Origin of the sequence: Tepidimonas sp. (assembly GCF_046292505.1) — a bacterium.
GTDB lineage: Bacteria > Pseudomonadota > Gammaproteobacteria > Burkholderiales > Burkholderiaceae_C > Tepidimonas.
Map to the genome: position 1 here is coordinate 116,447 of NZ_JBKBQX010000002.1, position 15,582 is coordinate 132,028.

Sequence of the window (15,582 nt, forward strand, 5' to 3'; positions counted from 1 at the left end):
GGGGCGGATAATCGGTGCCCGACACCCCATGACCCTTCAGGAGGAATTCCATGCCCCGTCCCGTGGACGTCGTCATTCTGGCCGCTGGCAAGGGCACGCGCATGAAGAGCGCCCTGCCCAAGGTGCTGCAGCGCTTGGCCGGCCGACCGTTGCTGGCCCATGTGCTGGGGATGGCGCAAGGGCTGTCGGCGCGCCGCACCGTGGTGGTGACGGGCCACGGGGCCGAGGCGGTCGAGGCGGCGCTGCCCGCGCTGGCCGACGGGCAGCCGTGGCAAGCGGTGCGGCAGGAGCCGCAACGGGGCACTGGGCACGCCGTTCAACAGGCCATGCCGCTGCTGGCGGACGATGGCGTCACGCTGGTGTTGTCCGGGGACGTGCCGCTGACGCACCCGGACACCCTGGCGGCACTGCTGGCGGCCCAGCGCGCGGGCGGCCCCGACGCGCTGGCGCTGCTCACGGTGGATTTGGCCGATCCGCACGGTTATGGCCGTGTCGTGCGCGACGAGTCGGGGGCCGTGCGCGCCATCGTCGAGGAAAAGGACGCCAGCGATGCGCAGCGCCGCATCACCGAGGTGTACAGCGGCATTCTGGCGGCGCCCACGGCGCGCCTGCGCGCCTGGCTGGCCCGCTTGGACGACCGCAACGCGCAGGGGGAGTTCTACCTGACCGACGTGGTGCGTCACGCGGTGGCCGATGGCGTGCCCGTGGTGGCCCACCGCATCGACGACGCGCTGCAGGTGGCGGGGGTCAACAGCCCGGCCCAACTGGCGGCGCTGGAGCGCGCCCACCAGCACCGCGTGGCCCAGACGCTGATGGCGCAGGGCGTGCGGCTGGCCGACCCGGCCCGGCTGGATGTGCGCGGGGAGTTGGTGTGCGGCCAGGATGTCGAGATCGATGTCAACTGCGTGTTCGAGGGCCGCGTCGTGCTCGGTGATGGTGTTCGGGTGGGCGCCAACTGCGTGATCGCCCATGCTACGGTGGACGCGGGTGCCGTCATCGAGCCCTTCACGCACATCGACGGCGCAGGCGCGGGCGTCGTGGTCGGGACGCAGGCCCGGGTGGGGCCGTTTGCGCGGCTGCGTCCGGGCGCCTGGCTGGGGCCCGAGGTGCACATCGGTAATTTCGTGGAGGTGAAGAACGCCACCCTGGCCGCCGGCGCCAAGGCCAACCACCTGGCCTATCTGGGCGATGCCACGGTGGGCGAGCGGGTCAACTACGGGGCGGGCAGCATCACCGCCAATTACGACGGCGCGCGCAAACACCGCACGGTCATCGAGGCCGATGTGCATGTCGGCAGCAACTGCGTGCTGGTCGCCCCGGTGACGCTGGGGGCGGGCGGCACGGTGGGCGCGGGCAGCACGGTGACCAAGGACACACCCGCGGGCGCGCTGACGGTGGTCCGTGCCAAGGCGGTGACGGTGCCCAATTGGCGGCGGCCGACCAAATCGGCCGACTGATGGGGGAGCGGCGAAGGGGCCTCTGGCGGTTCACCAGCCCCAGAGGTGCTCGCTCGCCGCCCAGACCGTGCCGCTGCCGTCCGGTGCGCGCAACTGCACCCAGTCGCCCTGTCGCCGGACGGTGGCCAGCACGTCGCCATAGTGCGCCATGCCCACCACCTGCCACTCCAGCCCCGGGCCACTGCGCAGGTTGAGGGTGCGGGCCCGGACCACGTGGTGGCGCTCGTCGCCGGTCACGCGCGCTGCGACCCAGCCTTCGTCGCCCTCGAAGTCGCGCACCCGGATCCAGTCGCCCTGGCGCTGCAGCACCTGTAGGGGGTAGCCGCGCCGCACTTGCCAGAGGACTTCGCCCTCGGTGCCGGGGGTCGCGCGCAGGTTGACGACCGGGCTGCGCACGCTGACCAGCTCCTGGGCCTGGGCGCCCAGGGCGCAGGCCGCCAGGGTCAGCAGCGCGAGGACACGCGCGACGGCAGGGGGGACGGGGACCATGCGGCGGTTCCTCTCGTGACGAAGGAGCGATGAAAAAATCATACGCCAGCGGCCGGTGGCTTGTCTGCCCCCTTGCGGGGCGGCACGGCGGGCAGCGGCAGCCGCGGATCGAACTTGCTGCGCCGCACGCTGAAGTAGGCCTTGACCTGGCGCACATTGCCCTGCTCGGTGAACAGGCGCTGCGCCAGCGCATGGTAGTCGGCCATGTCGCGCGCCGCCACCACCAGCACGAAGTCCGGGCCGGCGCTGACGCGGTAGCACTGTTGCACCGCGGGCTCGGCCACGGCGCGGGCCTCGAAGGCGTGCAAGTGCTCATCGCCTTGGCGCTCCAGGCCGATCTCGACGATGGCGGTCAGCCCCTCGCCCAGCACCGCGGCCAGCCGCTCGGGCTGCAGGATGGCGACGCGGCGCTCGATCAGGCCCGCTGCTTCCAGGCGGCGCACGCGCCTCAGTACCGTGGGCGCGGAGACGCCGCAGCGCGCGGCGAGGGCGCTCAGGGGTTGCGCCGCGTCGGTTTGCAGGGCGTCCAGCAGGTGCAGATCCCGTTCGTCGACGGAAAAATCAGTTGAAAAAATACTGTTCATGGAAAATTATTCCACTATGAATAGAGATTGCAAGAAAATTACGTCATAAACCAAAAAATGTAAACCCATGACCCGATCGAATCCGTACGCTACCGCCTTGGCACGACACGAAGCGGAGGGCTGATCGATGTGTGGAATCGTCGGGGCGGTGGGCACCACCGATGTGGTGGGGGTGCTGGTGCAAGGCCTGCAGCGGCTGGAGTACCGCGGGTATGACTCCTGCGGGCTGGCCGTGCACCGGGGCGCGCCATTGGCGGATGCCATGGGGCGGATGACGCCGGCCGAGGCGGCGGCCCGCGGGCTGACGCGCGCGCGCAGCACCGCGCGGGTGGCCGAGCTGCGCGCGCAGGTACAAGCCGAGGGGCTGCGCGCGGCCACGGGCATCGCCCACACGCGCTGGGCGACGCATGGCGCGCCCACCACGGCCAATGCGCATCCGCACGTCAGCCACGGGCCCGGGGTGCGCGCGGGCGAACGGCCGGCGCGCGTGGCGCTGGTGCACAACGGCATCATCGAAAACCACGACGAACTGCGTGCCGAGCTGCAGGCGCGCGGCTATGTGTTCGAGAGCCAGACCGACACCGAGGTCATCGCGCACCTGATCGACAGCCTGTACGACGGCGATTTGCTGGAGGCGGTGCGCGCGGCCACGGCCCGCCTGCATGGGGCGTATGCGATTGCGGTGCTGCACCACGACGAGCCGCAGCGGCTGGTGGGGGCGCGTGCCGGCTCGCCGCTGGTGCTGGGCCTTGGCGCCGCGGCGAACGGCCCGGCCGCCCAGTACGTGGCCAGCGATGCGCTGGCGCTGGCGGGCGTCACCGACCGCATCGTATTTTTGGCGGAGGGGGATCTGGTCGATGTGGCGCTGGGGCGCTACCGTATCGTGGGGGCGGACGGGCGTACCCTGGACAGCGCCGCACGCCCGGTCAGGACCGTGCAGGTGGGCAGCCAGGACGTGGCGCTGGGCCCCTACCGCCACTACATGCAGAAGGAGATCTTCGAGCAGCCGCGCGCGCTGGCCGACACGCTGGAGGGCGTGGAGGGCATCGTGCCGGAGCTGTTCGACGACCACGGCATCCGCTCGCGCGCGGCCTGGCGCGTCTTGGCCGACATCGACCGCGTGCTGATCCTGGCCTGCGGCACCAGCCACTACGCCGGCTGCGTGGCGCGCTACTGGCTGGAGGCGATCGCCGGCGTGCCCACGGTGGTGGAGATCGCCAGCGAATACCGCTACCGCACGAGCGTCCCGGATCCGCGCACGCTGGTGGTGGGGGTCAGCCAAAGCGGCGAGACCGCCGACACGCTGGCGGCGCTGCGCCATGCGCAGGCGCTGGGCATGCGCCAGACGCTGGCGATCTGCAACGTCGCCACCAGCGCCATGGTGCGCGAGTGCGAGCTGGCCTACGTCACGCGCGCCGGGGTGGAGATCGGCGTGGCCAGCACCAAGGCGTTCACGACGCAACTGGCGGCGCTGTTCCTGCTGACGCTCGTGCTGGCGCAGGCCAAGGGGCGCCTAAGCCCCGAGGACGAGGCGCGCCACCTGCGCGCGCTGCGCCACCTGCCGGCGGCGCTGCAGGCGGTGCTGGCGCTGGAGCCGCAAATCATCCGCTGGGCCGAGGACTTCGCCGCCAAGGAGCACGCGCTGTTCCTCGGCCGCGGGCCGCATTACCCGATCGCGCTGGAGGGGGCGCTCAAGCTCAAGGAAATCAGCTACATCCACGCCGAGGGCTACCCGGCGGGGGAACTCAAGCACGGGCCGCTGGCCCTGGTGACCGGTGCGATGCCGGTGGTGACGGTGGCGCCCAACGACGCGCTGCTGGAGAAGCTGAAAAGCAACATGCAGGAGGTGCGCGCGCGCGGCGGCGTGCTCTACGTGCTGGCCGACGCCGACACGCGCATCGCCAGCGGCGAGGGCCTGCACGTCATCCGCATGCCGGAGCACTACGGGGACCTGAGCCCGATCCTGCACGTGGTGCCGCTGCAGCTGCTGGCCTACCACACCGCCTGCCTGCGCGGCACCGACGTGGACAAGCCGCGCAACCTGGCCAAGAGCGTGACGGTGGAGTAGGTGGGAGCGCGGCCGGGGTTACGATATCCATCCGTGCTGATAAACGGATTGAATCGAGAGCCCACATGCCCCTGCGCCCCTATGTCCTTACCGCTGCCCTGGTGGGCAGTCTGACACTGGCCCCCGCGGCCTACGCCGACGACAAGGCCGCCGTGATCGACGAGATGGCGGCCTACCTGGACTTCGTCGACTACGGTGGCGGGGTGATCTTTGCCGAGCAGATTCCCAAGGAGGAGTGGTCCCGCATTCTGGTCATCGACGCCCGGGATGCCGCCCAATACGCCAAGGGGCACATCCCCGGTGCGATCCACATGGAGTGGCGCCAAGTGCTGGCGCGCCGCAGCGAAATCCCCCGCGACCGCATGGTGCTGATCTACTGCAACACCGGCTCCCTGTCGGCGCAGGCGGGCTTTGCGCTGCGGGTGGCGGGGTGGGACAATGCGCGCATCCTCCAGGGCGGCATGGAGGAATGGAAGGCCAAGGGCGGATTCGACGCCGCCGCGAAGGCCGTGGCGCCCGCGCGCCACTGATTCGCTGCTGTCCGCGGGCGGGGGCCGGTCGTTCTCTCAGGGAGCGGTGGGCCTTGTCGCGCCCGGGGCGGAATCGCTGGGGGCACAGTCCCGGCAGATGCCATGCCAGGCGAGGTCCAGCCGCGCCCCCTGGTGTCCCAGCGCCTCGAGTTGCGCCTGCCACAGATGCGCGGCTTGCTGCAGCGCCTCGGGCAGTTCGTCCAGATCCAGTCGGCGGTGGCAGGCGTCGCACGCCCAGACCGCATGCAGCGCGGGGTGCGGGTCGCCGTCGCACCAGACCCAGGCCCGCGCGCGCTGCTGGGGGTCGTCGCCTGCCAGGCAGCGCACCAAGCCAGCGGCATGCAGGCGCTCCAGCAGCCGATACAGCGTGACGCGGTCCACCGCGATTCCCTGCGTTCCCAGCGCCTGCTGGAGGGTGGCGTGGCGCCAGACACGGCGCGGGGGCTGGGCCAGCAGGGCCACGGCAGCCCGGGTCGCACGGCTCAGCCGCAGGCCGTGCGCGCGCAGGCGGTCCGCCAGGGGAGTGGGCAGGGAGTCGGTCATAAACGCCACAATGTTGCATTATGATCGGGCGCTCATCATTATCTGTCAACGCCGCCGGCCGTCGCGGCCGGTGGGTCGAAGGAGCGTGTGCATGTCGCAATTCGTGGGTGTCGAGAGGTGGTCGCGGCGCGCGCTGATGCGCTGGGCCGGTGGGGCGGTCGCGTCGATGCTGGCGGGGGTCTCGGCGGCCCGGGCGGAGGCGGCTTTGCCCGTCGTCGCCAGCTTCAGTATTCTGGCCGACTTGGTGCGTCAGGTGGGGGGCGATCGGGTGCAGGTGGATGCGCTGGTGGGCCCCGACGCCGATGCGCATGTGTTCCAACCGTCGCCGGCGGACGTGCGGCGGGTGGCCGCTGCCCGGCTGGTGGTGCTCAACGGACTGGGCTTCGAGGGCTGGATGGAGCGCCTGCTGCGCAACGCCGCCTACCGCGGCGCCGTGGTGCGCGTGACGGATGGGATGGAGCCGCTGAAGGCGGCTGGCCACGACCATGGCCATGCGCACGGTCACGCCCACGGCGAGGCTGACCCCCACGCTTGGCAGGATGTGCGGCGAACCATGGGCTATGTGCAGCGCATCGCCCAGGCTCTGTGTGCCGCGGATGCGGCCGACTGCGAGCACTACCGGGCGCGTGCCGCCACCTACACCCAGGCGCTGGAGGCGCTGGACCGGGAGATCCGCGAGGCCTGGGCCGCGATCCCGCCCGCGCAGCGCAAGGTGGTCACCTCGCACGATGCGCTGGGCTACTACGCCCGCGCGTACGGGGTACGCATACTGCCCGCGCAGGGGGTGTCCACCGACAGCCAGCCGTCGGCGGCGGGGGTGGCGCGGCTGATCCGCCAGATTCAACGCGAGCAGGTGCGCGCCATTTTCGTGGAGCGGCTGGCCGATCCCCGGCTGGTCGAGCAGATCGCGCGCGAGACGGGGGTACGCCCGTCGCCGATCGCCTTGTATGTGGATGCGCTGTCCCCGGCAGGCGGGCCTGCGCCGGACTATCTGGCGCTGATGCGCCACAACACCCGCGCCATGGTGGAGGCGATCCAGGGCGCGGCGCGCTGAACCCGGGTGGGGTCAGCGCAGGCGCAGGCCGGGCGCCGTCCCCGCGGGGGCGGCTTGCAGCCGTCCGATCACCCAGCCCGGCTGCCCCTGCGCCTGCACGAACGCGGCCTGCACCGCTTCCAGCGCCTGCGGCGCGCACGCCACCAGCAGGCCACCGCTGGTTTGCGGGTCGGTCACCAGGGTTTGCCACAAGGCGCGGTCGCCCTCGGGCACGGCCGACAGGTCCACCGCTTCGCCGTAGCTCGCCCAGTTGCGGCCCGATGCGCCGGTCGCAATGCCCTGCTGCACCAGCGCGCGGCTGACCTCGAGCACGGGCAGGGCCGTGCTGTCCACGGTGGCCAGCAGGCCGGCAGGACGGCACATCTCCAGCAGATGGCCGGCGAGCCCGAAGCCGGTCACATCGGTCATGGCATGCACCCCAGGCAGGGGCCCGAGCACCGCCCCGGCGCGGTTGAGCAGCGTGGTCCAGCGCCGCATTTGTGCGTAGCCATCGGCGTGCAGCAGCCCCTTTTTGAGGGCGGCCGACAGCACCCCCACCCCCAGTGGCTTGCCCAGCACCAGCAGATCGCCCGGCTGCGCACCCGCATTGGTCTGGATGTGGTCCGGATGGACGGTGCCGATGGCGGCCAGGCCGTAGATCGGCTCTACGGTGTCGATGGAGTGGCCGCCCGCCAGCACCACACCGGCCGATCGACAGGCCGCCGCCCCGCCTTCCAGCACACGGGCGATGACCGCCTCCGGCAGTTGCTGAATGGGCATGCCCACCAGCGCCAGCGCGAGCAGTGGCTGGCCGCCCATGGCGTACACGTCCGACAGTGCGTTGGTGGCCGCGATCGCGCCGAAATCGAATGCATCGTCCACCACCGGGGTGAAGAAGTCGGTGGTGGCCACCAGAGCCAGATCGTCGCGCAGGCGGTAGACTGCGGCATCGTCGCTGGTGGCCGTGCCCACCAGCAGCTCGGGGGGCGCCAGGTGCGGCGGTATCTGGGCCAACAGCCGCTGCAGCACCGCCGGGGCGATCTTGCAGCCGCAGCCGCCCCCGTGGGCCCAGGCGGTCAGTCGGTTCGGGTCACGCGTCTCGGTGTTCATCGTCGTCCCATGTGCCGTACGGCAGTATTTGCAGCCTCGTCATGGCCGCCAAACCGGATATTGTCACCCTGGACCAGATCGGTGCGTTCGACACGCTGATCGATGCCCGCAGCCCGGCGGAGTTTGCGCTCGACCACCTGCCCGGCGCAATCAACCTGCCGGTGCTCGACGACGAGGAGCGCCGCATCGTCGGCACACTGTACAAACAGACCGGCGCCTTCGAAGCCCGGCGCATCGGCGGGGCCTGGGTGGCGCGCAACATCGCCCGCCACATCGAGGCGGTCATGCAGGACCGGCCGGCCCGCTGGCGCCCGCTGGTGTACTGCTGGCGCGGCGGGCAGCGCAGCGGCGCCTTTGCCTTGTGGCTGCGCCAGATCGGTTGGGCGGCGGCGCAGTTGCAAGGGGGGTACAAAGGCTATCGGCGTTGGGTGTTGGGGCAGCTCGACGCCCTGCCGCCGACGCTGGACTGGCGCGTGATCGCCGGCCCGACCGGCAGCGGCAAGACGCGGCTGCTGCAGGCCCTGGCCGCGCAGGGCGCGCAGGTGTTGGATCTGGAGGCGCTGGCGCGCCACCGCGGCTCCATCCTGGGTGCGTGGCCCGACGGGCAGCCGCAGCCCAGCCAGAAGGCCTTCGATACCGCGCTGGTCGATGCGCTGCGACATTTCGATCCCGTGCGGCCGGTGTGGGTAGAGGCCGAAAGCCGCAAGATCGGCGCCGTGCAGCTGCCCGAGGCGATGACCGCCGCGCTGCAGCGTGCCCCCCGCGTGCAAGTGGAGGCGCCCTTCGCCGCTCGGCTGGCGCTGGTGCTGCAGGACTATGCCTGGCTGGGGCGCGATCCCCAGGCGTTGGCGTTGCGCCTTTCGGCGCTGCGCGGCCTGCAATCCAACGACACGCTGGCCCGCTGGCAGGCGTGGGCGCAGGCGGGGCGATTGCCCGAGCTGTTTGCGGAGCTGATGACCCACCATTACGACCCACTGTACCGACGTCACCTGCGCGCGGACGGTGCCCGAATCACGGTGCTGGAACTGCCCGCTCTGGACGACGGGGCGTTGGCGGAGGCGGCCGCGCGGCTGCACGCGACAGTCTGCGCACCCGTCGCGGTTTAGGCCGTGGCTGGCTGACCGGGGCCGAGCGCATCGACCCGGTCGGTGATGAGCCCATCCAGCCCCCAGCCCAGCAGTGCCTCGGCACGGGTGGCGTCGTTGACGGTGTAGGTGAGCGTCCGCCAACCGGCGGCGCGCTGCTCGGCCAGCAGTGCGGCGGTCCACAGCCCGTGGTTCAGCACCACCGCCACGCAGCCCAGGCCGCGCGCCACCGCCCAGCAGCCCGGCCACAGATGGTCCAACAGCAGCCCGAGCGGCAGGTGCGGCGCGGCGGCCTGCGCCGCCTGCAGCGCAGCGGGTTGAAACGAGGTCAGCAGCGGCCACGCCGGCCCGCCCGACTCGCCAGCGCCGTGCGCGCGCCACAGCGCCTCGACGGCGCGCGCCATCGCGGCGCCCGTGGCGGCTTCGGTGCCGGGGCTGGGTTTGATTTCCAGATTCAGCCAGGCGCCGCGTGGCAGCGCCCACTCGGCCAGGCGATCCAGCCGCAGCAGCGGCTCGCCGGCGTAGGCCGGACTGTGCCAGCCGCCCGCGTCCAGGCGCGCCAGCTCGTCCCAGGTGCGCGCACCGGCGGCGCCGTGGCCGTTGGTGGTGCGCTCCAGCGTCGCGTCGTGCAGCAGGAACGGCACCCCGTCGGCGGAGAGCTTGACGTCGCACTCGAAGGCGCGCCAGCCCAGCCGCCAGCCGAGCTCGAAGGCGGCCAGGGTGTTCTCGGGCGCGAGCTTGCCGGCGCCGCGGTGCGCGATCCAGCGCGGAAAAAGGCCATCGGCGTCGGTGCGGTCCATCGTCGTGCTCGTCACGGTCCGACGCGCTGGCCGGTGGCGGCGTCGAACGCGTGCAGCCGGTCGTCCATCGGCCGCACGTGGATCGTCGCCCCCACCGGCGGGTGACACGGGTGGCTCTCCGCCACGCGCACGGTGATCGGCTGGCCATGCGTGCGGCCGTGAATCAGCCGCTCGGCGCCGAGCAGCTCCAGCGCTTCCACCGTCACCGGCCAGCCTTCGGCCCCCTCGGCCACCACCAGATGCTCGGGCCGCACGCCGAGCAGCCGGCCCGGCGCGCTGCCCGGCACGTCGCGCAGCAGGTTCATCGCCGGCGAGCCGATGAAGGTGGCGACGAACGCCGTCGCCGGCCGATGGTAGACCTCCTCCGGCGTGCCGAACTGCTCCATGCGGCCGGCATTCATGACCATGACACGCTGTGCCAGCGTCATCGCCTCCACCTGGTCGTGCGTCACGAACAGGCTGGTGATGCCCAGCTCGCGGTGCAGTTTCTGGATTTCCAGCCGCGTCTGCACGCGCAGCTTGGCGTCGAGGTTCGACAGCGGTTCGTCGAAGAGGAACACCTGCGGCTGGCGCACGATGGCGCGCCCCATCGCGACGCGCTGGCGCTGCCCGCCGGAGAGCTGGCGCGGCTTGCGCGCCAGCAGCGGCTCCAGCTCCAGAATCCGCGCCGCCTGTTCCACGCGGCGGCGGATTTCATCTTTGGGCACGCCGCGCAGCTTCAGGCCGTAGGCCATGTTGTCGAACACCGACATGTGCGGGTAGAGCGCGTAGTTCTGAAACACCATCGCGATGTCGCGCTGCGCCGGCTCCAATTCGTTGACGATGCGCTGGCCGATGCGGATCGTGCCGTCGGTCACGGTCTCCAGCCCCGCCACCATGCGCAGCAGGGTCGATTTGCCGCAGCCGGACGGCCCGACGATGACGACGAACTCGCCATCGTGGACATCGGCACTGAGGCCGTGGATGGCGGTGAAGGTCTGGTGGCGCGCGGTGTCGTAGCGTTTGACGACACGGTCGAAATGCAGGCTGGCCATGCGGATAGAGGTCAGATGTTATTTTTCGCTGTCGACGAGGCCCTTGACGAACCAGCGCTGCATCGCCAGCACCACCACCGCCGGTGGCAGCATCGCCAGCATGGCCGTGGCCATCACGATGTTCCATTCGGTGTAGGCTTCGCCGGCGATCAGGCGCTTGATGCCGAGGACGATCGGGTACATCGACTCGTCGGTGGTCACCAGCAGAGGCCACAGGTACTGGTTCCAGCCGTAGATGAACTGGATCACGAACAGGGCCGCGATGCTGGTGCGCGACATCGGCAGCAGCACATCCCGGAAGAATCGCAGCGGGCCGGCGCCATCGACGCGCGCGGCTTCCACCAGCTCGTCGGGCACCGTCAGAAAAAATTGTCTGAACAGGAAGGTCGCGGTCGCCGAGGCGATCAGCGGGATGGTCAGGCCGGCGTAGCTGTTGAGCATGCCGAGGTCGGCAATCACCTCGTAGGTCGGGCCGATGCGCACCTCCACCGGCAGCATCAGCGTGACAAAGATGGCCCAAAACACCAGCCCGCGCAGCGGGAAGCGGAAATAGACGATGGCAAACGCCGACAGCAGCGAGATGACGATCTTGCCCATTGCGATCGACAGCGCTATGATGAAACTGACACCCAGCATCGGCAGTGCCGGCGCGATGCGGCCGCCGGCGCTGGTTTCGCCGCCGAACAGGGCCAGGCGGTAATTCTCCAGCGCGTGGGCGCCCGGCAGCAGCGAAAGTGGACGGCTGGTGGCGATCTGCTCGGCGCTCTGGGTGCTGGCCACCAGCGTCAGCAGGACGGGGAAGGCCACGATGGCCACGCCGGCGATCAGGACGGCGTGGGCCAACGCGTCGAGCCAGGGGCGACGTTCGACCATGTCAATATTGCACGCGGCGCTCGATGTAACGGAATTGCACGACGGTCAGCGCGATCACGATGGCCATCAGGATGACGGACTGCGCCGCCGAGCCGCCTAGGTCCAGCGCCTTGAAACCGTCGTGGTAGACCTTGTAGACCAGGATCGCGGTGTCCTTGCCAGGGCCGCCCTGCGTGGTGGCGTCGACGATCGCAAACGTGTCGAAGAAGGCGTAGACGACGTTGATGACCAGCAGGAAAAAGGTGGTCGGCGACAGCAGCGGAAAGACGATCGTCCAGAAGCGCCGCCAGGGGCTGGCGCCGTCCAGCGTGGCCGCCTCGATCAGTGAGCGCGGGATGGCCTGCAAGCCCGCCAGAAAGAACAGAAAGTTGTAGGAGATTTGCTTCCAGACAGCGGCCAGCACGATCAGCGCCAGCGCGTGATCGCTGTCGAGACGGTGGTTCCAGTCGATGCCCACGCCCTGCAGCGCCCACGCCACCACCCCCATCGGCGAGGCGAACATGAACATCCACAAAACCCCCGCGATCGCCGGTGCCACGGCGTACGGCCAAATCAGCAGCGTCTTGTACCCGCGCGCGCCGCGCACCACGCGGTCGGCCATCACCGCCAGCAGCAGCGACAGCGACAAGCCGATCACCGCCACCAGCAGCGAAAACACCGCCGTGACGCGAAACGACTGCAGGTACAGCGGGTCCGTCAGCAGACGGTGAAAGTTCTCCAGCCCGACGAAGGTCACCGACTGGCCGAAGGCGTCCTGCTCCAGTACGCTCTGCAGCAGGGCCTGGCCGGCCGGCCAAAAGAAAAAGATGGCCACGATGGCCAACTGCGGAGCCACCAGCAGCCAAGGCAGCCAGCGGCCCCGAAAGCGAACGCGCTTTTCCATCGTGGCGTCAGTCTGCCGGGGTCCGAAGGTTACAGGCGGCCCTGGTTGGCGCGCTGGAAGCGCTCCAGCTGTTCGTTGCCGCGGCGCACCGCGTCGTCCAGTGCCTGCTTGGCGGACTTCTTGCCGGCCCAGACCTGCTCCAGTTCCTCGTCGTTGATGGTGCGGATCTGCACGAAGTTGCCCAACCGGATGCCGCGCGACTTGTCGGTGGTCTTGCGGATCATCTGCTCCACCGACACATCGGTGCCCGGGTTTTGCTTGTAAAAGCCGGATTTTTCCGTCAGTTCATAGGCGGCCTTGGTGAGCGGCAGGTAGCCGGTGCGCTGGTGGCTCTTGGCGTCGACTTCCGGGCGTGACAGGAAGGCGAAGAACCGCGCCACCCCTTTGTATTCCTCGTCTTTCTTGCCGGCCATCACCCACAGGCTCGCGCCGCCGATGATGGTGTTTTGCGGCGCGCCCGGGACGTCGGGGTAGTACGGCAACGTCGAGATGCCGAAGTCGAACTTGGCGTTGCGCTTGACGTTGCCGTACAGCGCCGAGGAGCCGGTCAGCATCGCACACTCACCCGAGACATAGGTGGCATCGGCCGCGTTGCCCCGTCCCTTGTAGACGAACAGGCCCTGCTTGGCCATGTTGGCCAGGTTTTCGATGTGGCGCACGTGCAGCGGGCTGTTGTACGCCAGCCGCGCATCCAGTCCGCCAAAGCCGTTGTTCTTCGTCGCGAACTCGACGTTGTGCCAAGTCGAGAAGCTTTCCAGCTGCGTCCAGCTCTGCCAGCTGGTGGTGAACGGGCACTTGTGGCCGGCGGTCTTGAGCTTGGCGGCGGCCAGCGCCACCTCCGGCCAACTCTTCGGCGGCTTGTTCGGGTCCAGCCCGGCGGCGCGGAAGGCATCCTTGTTGTAGTGCAGCACCGTGGTGGAGCTGTTGAACGGGAAGCTCAGCATCTGCCCGTTGGGCGCCGTGTAATAGCCCTTGACCGAGTCGACGTAGGCGTTGGGATCGAAGGTCACGCCGGCCTTCTTCATCACCTCGCCGACCGGGACGATGGCGTTGCGGCTGGCCATCATCGTGGCGGTGCCGACCTCGAACACCTGCAGGATGTGCGGCGCGTTGCCGGCGCGGAAGGCGGCGATCGCCGCCGTCATCGATTCGTCATAGCTGCCCTTGAAGACGGGCACCACCTTGACGTCCTTCTGGCTGGCGTTGAATTCGCTGGCCAGGTCGTTGACCCACTCGCCCAGCGCACCGCCCATCGAGTGCCACCAGACGATCTCGGTTTGGGCATGGGCGGCGGCCATGCCGAGGGTGGCCAGCGTGGCGGCCAGCAGGCGCTTGAGGGGCTTGTGCATCGCGACTCCTTGGCGGTTTAGAACGGAAGCGAAAAGAGAAGAAAGGCGATGGAAGTATCCGAACCGCAGATGACAGTGTAATGACGGTTTTTTCGGGCGTGACGTGGGATGCGGGTTTGTCCGGGGGTCAGGTCGAGGGCGCGTGACGCGCGAGCCATGCCGCCACGCGCTGCGCCGCCCTGGCGTCCAGGTGCAGGCCCAGTTTGCTGCGCCGCCACAGCACGTCCTCGACGGTGCGCGCCCACTCGTGCCGCGCCAGGTGGTGCAGCTCGATTTCGTAAAGCCCCGGCGCCACTTCCGTGCCCAAGTCGGTGGCCGTGCGTGCGCCGTCCAACCACGTCAGCGCCAGCGTGCCGTAGCTGCGCGCCCAGCGTGCCGCCAGTGCCTCGTCCAGCCATAGCCAGCGCTGGCGCAGGTGTTGCGCGAAGCGCTGCCGAGCCGACAATACGCCGGGTCCGACGACCGCCTCCAGATCGCCGCCCGGCAGGTGCGCCTCGGCCGTCCAGTCGCGCCGGGTGTCCAGTCCCAGCGCCGGGCCGAGCCGCCGCGCTGCCTCCAGCGCCAGCGTGCGGTAGGTGGTGATCTTGCCGCCCCACACCGTCAGCACGGGTGCGCCGGCGCCGGCCTCCCATTCGAGCCGGTAGTCGCGTGTGACCGCCGAGGCGTCCGAGCCGTCGTCCAGCAGCGGCCGCACGCCGCTGTAATGCCACACGACATCCGTCGGCTGCACCGGCTGGCGCAGGAAGCGGCTGGCTTCGCGGCACAGGTATTCGATTTCGCGGGCGTCCGCGACGGCCTGGCCGGGGTCGCCGTGGTGCTCGACGTCGGTGGTGCCGATCAGGGTGAAGCGCTGCTCGTAGGGAATCGCGAACAGGACACGGCGGTCGCTGGCTTGCAGCAGGTAGGCCGTGTCGTGTCCGTCCCGTCGCGGCACGACGATGTGGCTGCCGCGCACCAGGCGCAGGTGCTGGCGCGCCGTCAGCCCGGCCACCTCGCGCAGCAGGCGCTCGGCCCACGGCCCGGCGGCGTTGACGACGGCGCGCGCGCGCGCCACGAGCGTGCGGTCATCGGCGGTGCGCAGGGTGGCATGCCAGTGGTCGCCCAGCGGCAGCAGCCGTTCACAGCGCGTCCGCGTCAGGACCGTGCAGCCGCGGCGGGCGGCGTCCACGGCGTTGAGCACCACCAGTCGGGCGTCGTCCGTCCAGCCATCGCTGTAGGCAAAGGCGCGGTGCCAGCAGGGCTGCAGCGCCGCAGCGGCGGGGTCGCGGCGCAGGTCCAGCGACTGCGAGCCTGGCAGCAGCTCGCGCCGCGCCAGGTGGTCGTACAGCCACAGCCCCAAGCGGATCATCCAGGCCGGGCGCATGCCGGCGTCGTGTGGCATGACGAAGCGCAGCGGCTCGATCAGGTGCGGCGCGATGCGCAGCAGCACCTCGCGCTCCGCCAGCGCCTTGCGCACCAGCCCCAGCTCGCCGTGTTCGAGGTAGCGCAGACCGCCGTGGATCAGCTTGGTCGACGCCGACGAGGTGTGCGCGGCCAGGTCGTCCTGTTCGCACAGCAGCACGCGCGCGCCGCGGCCGCTCAGATCGCGCGCGATGCCGCAGCCGTTGATGCCGCCGCCGATGATCAGGACGTCGACGTCCATGGCGGCCGCCGGCGGGGCGAGAGCGGTTGACGTGGCTGGCATGGGGCGCGATGTTGAAAACCGGGTTCGTTCGATCATAATCCAATGTGATCGTTTGCGTTC

General features: G+C 70.1%; 15 protein-coding genes. 5 read left to right on the plus strand and 10 right to left on the minus strand.

All coding sequences use genetic code 11. From position 1 onward, the window contains the following. Positions 1 to 50 precede the first annotated feature (50 nt). Complete coding sequence (gene glmU / locus ACK4TH_RS02050) at positions 51 to 1,457, plus strand: bifunctional UDP-N-acetylglucosamine diphosphorylase/glucosamine-1-phosphate N-acetyltransferase GlmU (protein ID WP_409621941.1); 1,407 nt, start codon at positions 51 to 53, stop codon at positions 1,455 to 1,457. A gap of 30 nt (positions 1,458 to 1,487) precedes the next feature. Here glmU and ACK4TH_RS02055 read toward each other — a convergent pair whose 3' ends face one another. Then, positions 1,488 to 1,946: an SH3 domain-containing protein gene (locus ACK4TH_RS02055; protein ID WP_409621944.1), complete on the minus strand. Its 459-nt coding sequence runs from the start codon at positions 1,944 to 1,946 to the stop codon at positions 1,488 to 1,490. Between the two features lie 38 nt (positions 1,947 to 1,984). After that, positions 1,985 to 2,530, minus strand: coding sequence for an Lrp/AsnC family transcriptional regulator (locus tag ACK4TH_RS02060; RefSeq protein WP_409621947.1), 546 nt, complete (start codon positions 2,528 to 2,530; stop codon positions 1,985 to 1,987). Positions 2,531 to 2,657: 127 nt separating this feature from the next. On the opposite strand from ACK4TH_RS02060, the gene glmS reads away from it, so the two are divergent. Together glmS and ACK4TH_RS02070 are read left to right on the plus strand one after the other, a co-directional pair. Then, a complete protein-coding gene (glmS, locus tag ACK4TH_RS02065; RefSeq protein ID WP_409621950.1) occupies positions 2,658 to 4,598 on the plus strand; it encodes a glutamine--fructose-6-phosphate transaminase (isomerizing) in 1,941 nt (646 codons plus the stop codon). Positions 4,599 to 4,663: 65 nt separating this feature from the next. Continuing rightward, complete coding sequence (locus ACK4TH_RS02070) at positions 4,664 to 5,128, plus strand: rhodanese-like domain-containing protein (protein ID WP_409621953.1); 465 nt, start codon at positions 4,664 to 4,666, stop codon at positions 5,126 to 5,128. A 36-nt stretch (positions 5,129 to 5,164) separates the two neighbouring features. Here ACK4TH_RS02070 and ACK4TH_RS02075 read toward each other — a convergent pair whose 3' ends face one another. Continuing rightward, the gene (locus tag ACK4TH_RS02075) at positions 5,165 to 5,671 is read right to left on the minus strand and encodes a Fur family transcriptional regulator (protein ID WP_409621956.1); all 507 of its coding nucleotides are present in this window, start codon (positions 5,669 to 5,671) and stop codon (positions 5,165 to 5,167) included. A 91-nt stretch (positions 5,672 to 5,762) separates the two neighbouring features. On the opposite strand from ACK4TH_RS02075, the gene ACK4TH_RS02080 reads away from it, so the two are divergent. Beyond that, positions 5,763 to 6,725 carry a metal ABC transporter solute-binding protein, Zn/Mn family gene (locus ACK4TH_RS02080; protein WP_409621959.1) on the plus strand — a complete coding sequence of 321 codons (963 nt, stop codon included), beginning with the start codon at positions 5,763 to 5,765 and terminating at the stop codon, positions 6,723 to 6,725. A 12-nt stretch (positions 6,726 to 6,737) separates the two neighbouring features. On the opposite strand, the gene selD is transcribed toward ACK4TH_RS02080, so the two are convergent. Continuing rightward, positions 6,738 to 7,814, minus strand: coding sequence for a selenide, water dikinase SelD (selD, locus tag ACK4TH_RS02085; protein ID WP_409621962.1), 1,077 nt, complete (start codon positions 7,812 to 7,814; stop codon positions 6,738 to 6,740). Between the two features lie 41 nt (positions 7,815 to 7,855). Between selD and mnmH the strand changes: the two genes are divergently transcribed. Beyond that, positions 7,856 to 8,920, plus strand: coding sequence for a tRNA 2-selenouridine(34) synthase MnmH (gene mnmH / locus ACK4TH_RS02090; protein ID WP_409621965.1), 1,065 nt, complete (start codon positions 7,856 to 7,858; stop codon positions 8,918 to 8,920). Here mnmH and ugpQ read toward each other — a convergent pair. The 6 genes from ugpQ to glpD form a co-directional block, all read right to left on the minus strand. Beyond that, positions 8,917 to 9,699, minus strand: a complete 783-nt coding sequence (gene ugpQ, locus ACK4TH_RS02095; RefSeq protein ID WP_409621968.1) for a glycerophosphodiester phosphodiesterase — start codon at positions 9,697 to 9,699, stop codon at positions 8,917 to 8,919. The two genes, mnmH and ugpQ, sit on opposite strands and share 4 nt — an antisense overlap. Before the next feature lie 11 nt (positions 9,700 to 9,710). Next, positions 9,711 to 10,733 (minus strand): sn-glycerol-3-phosphate ABC transporter ATP-binding protein UgpC, encoded by a 1,023-nt coding sequence (ugpC, locus tag ACK4TH_RS02100; RefSeq protein WP_409621971.1) that lies wholly within the window; start codon positions 10,731 to 10,733, stop codon positions 9,711 to 9,713. Between the two features lie 18 nt (positions 10,734 to 10,751). After that, on the minus strand, positions 10,752 to 11,606 hold the full coding sequence (ugpE, locus tag ACK4TH_RS02105) for a sn-glycerol-3-phosphate ABC transporter permease UgpE (RefSeq protein WP_409621974.1): 855 nt from the start codon (positions 11,604 to 11,606) through the stop codon (positions 10,752 to 10,754). A gap of 1 nt (position 11,607) precedes the next feature. Continuing rightward, a complete protein-coding gene (gene ugpA, locus ACK4TH_RS02110) occupies positions 11,608 to 12,489 on the minus strand; it encodes a sn-glycerol-3-phosphate ABC transporter permease UgpA (protein WP_409621977.1) in 882 nt (293 codons plus the stop codon). 29 nt (positions 12,490 to 12,518) lie between these two features. After that, positions 12,519 to 13,838, minus strand: coding sequence for a sn-glycerol-3-phosphate ABC transporter substrate-binding protein UgpB (gene ugpB, locus ACK4TH_RS02115; protein ID WP_409621980.1), 1,320 nt, complete (start codon positions 13,836 to 13,838; stop codon positions 12,519 to 12,521). Positions 13,839 to 13,965: 127 nt separating this feature from the next. Further along, positions 13,966 to 15,480 carry a glycerol-3-phosphate dehydrogenase gene (gene glpD / locus ACK4TH_RS02120; protein ID WP_409621983.1) on the minus strand — a complete coding sequence of 505 codons (1,515 nt, stop codon included), beginning with the start codon at positions 15,478 to 15,480 and terminating at the stop codon, positions 13,966 to 13,968. Positions 15,481 to 15,582: the final 102 nt, after the last annotated feature.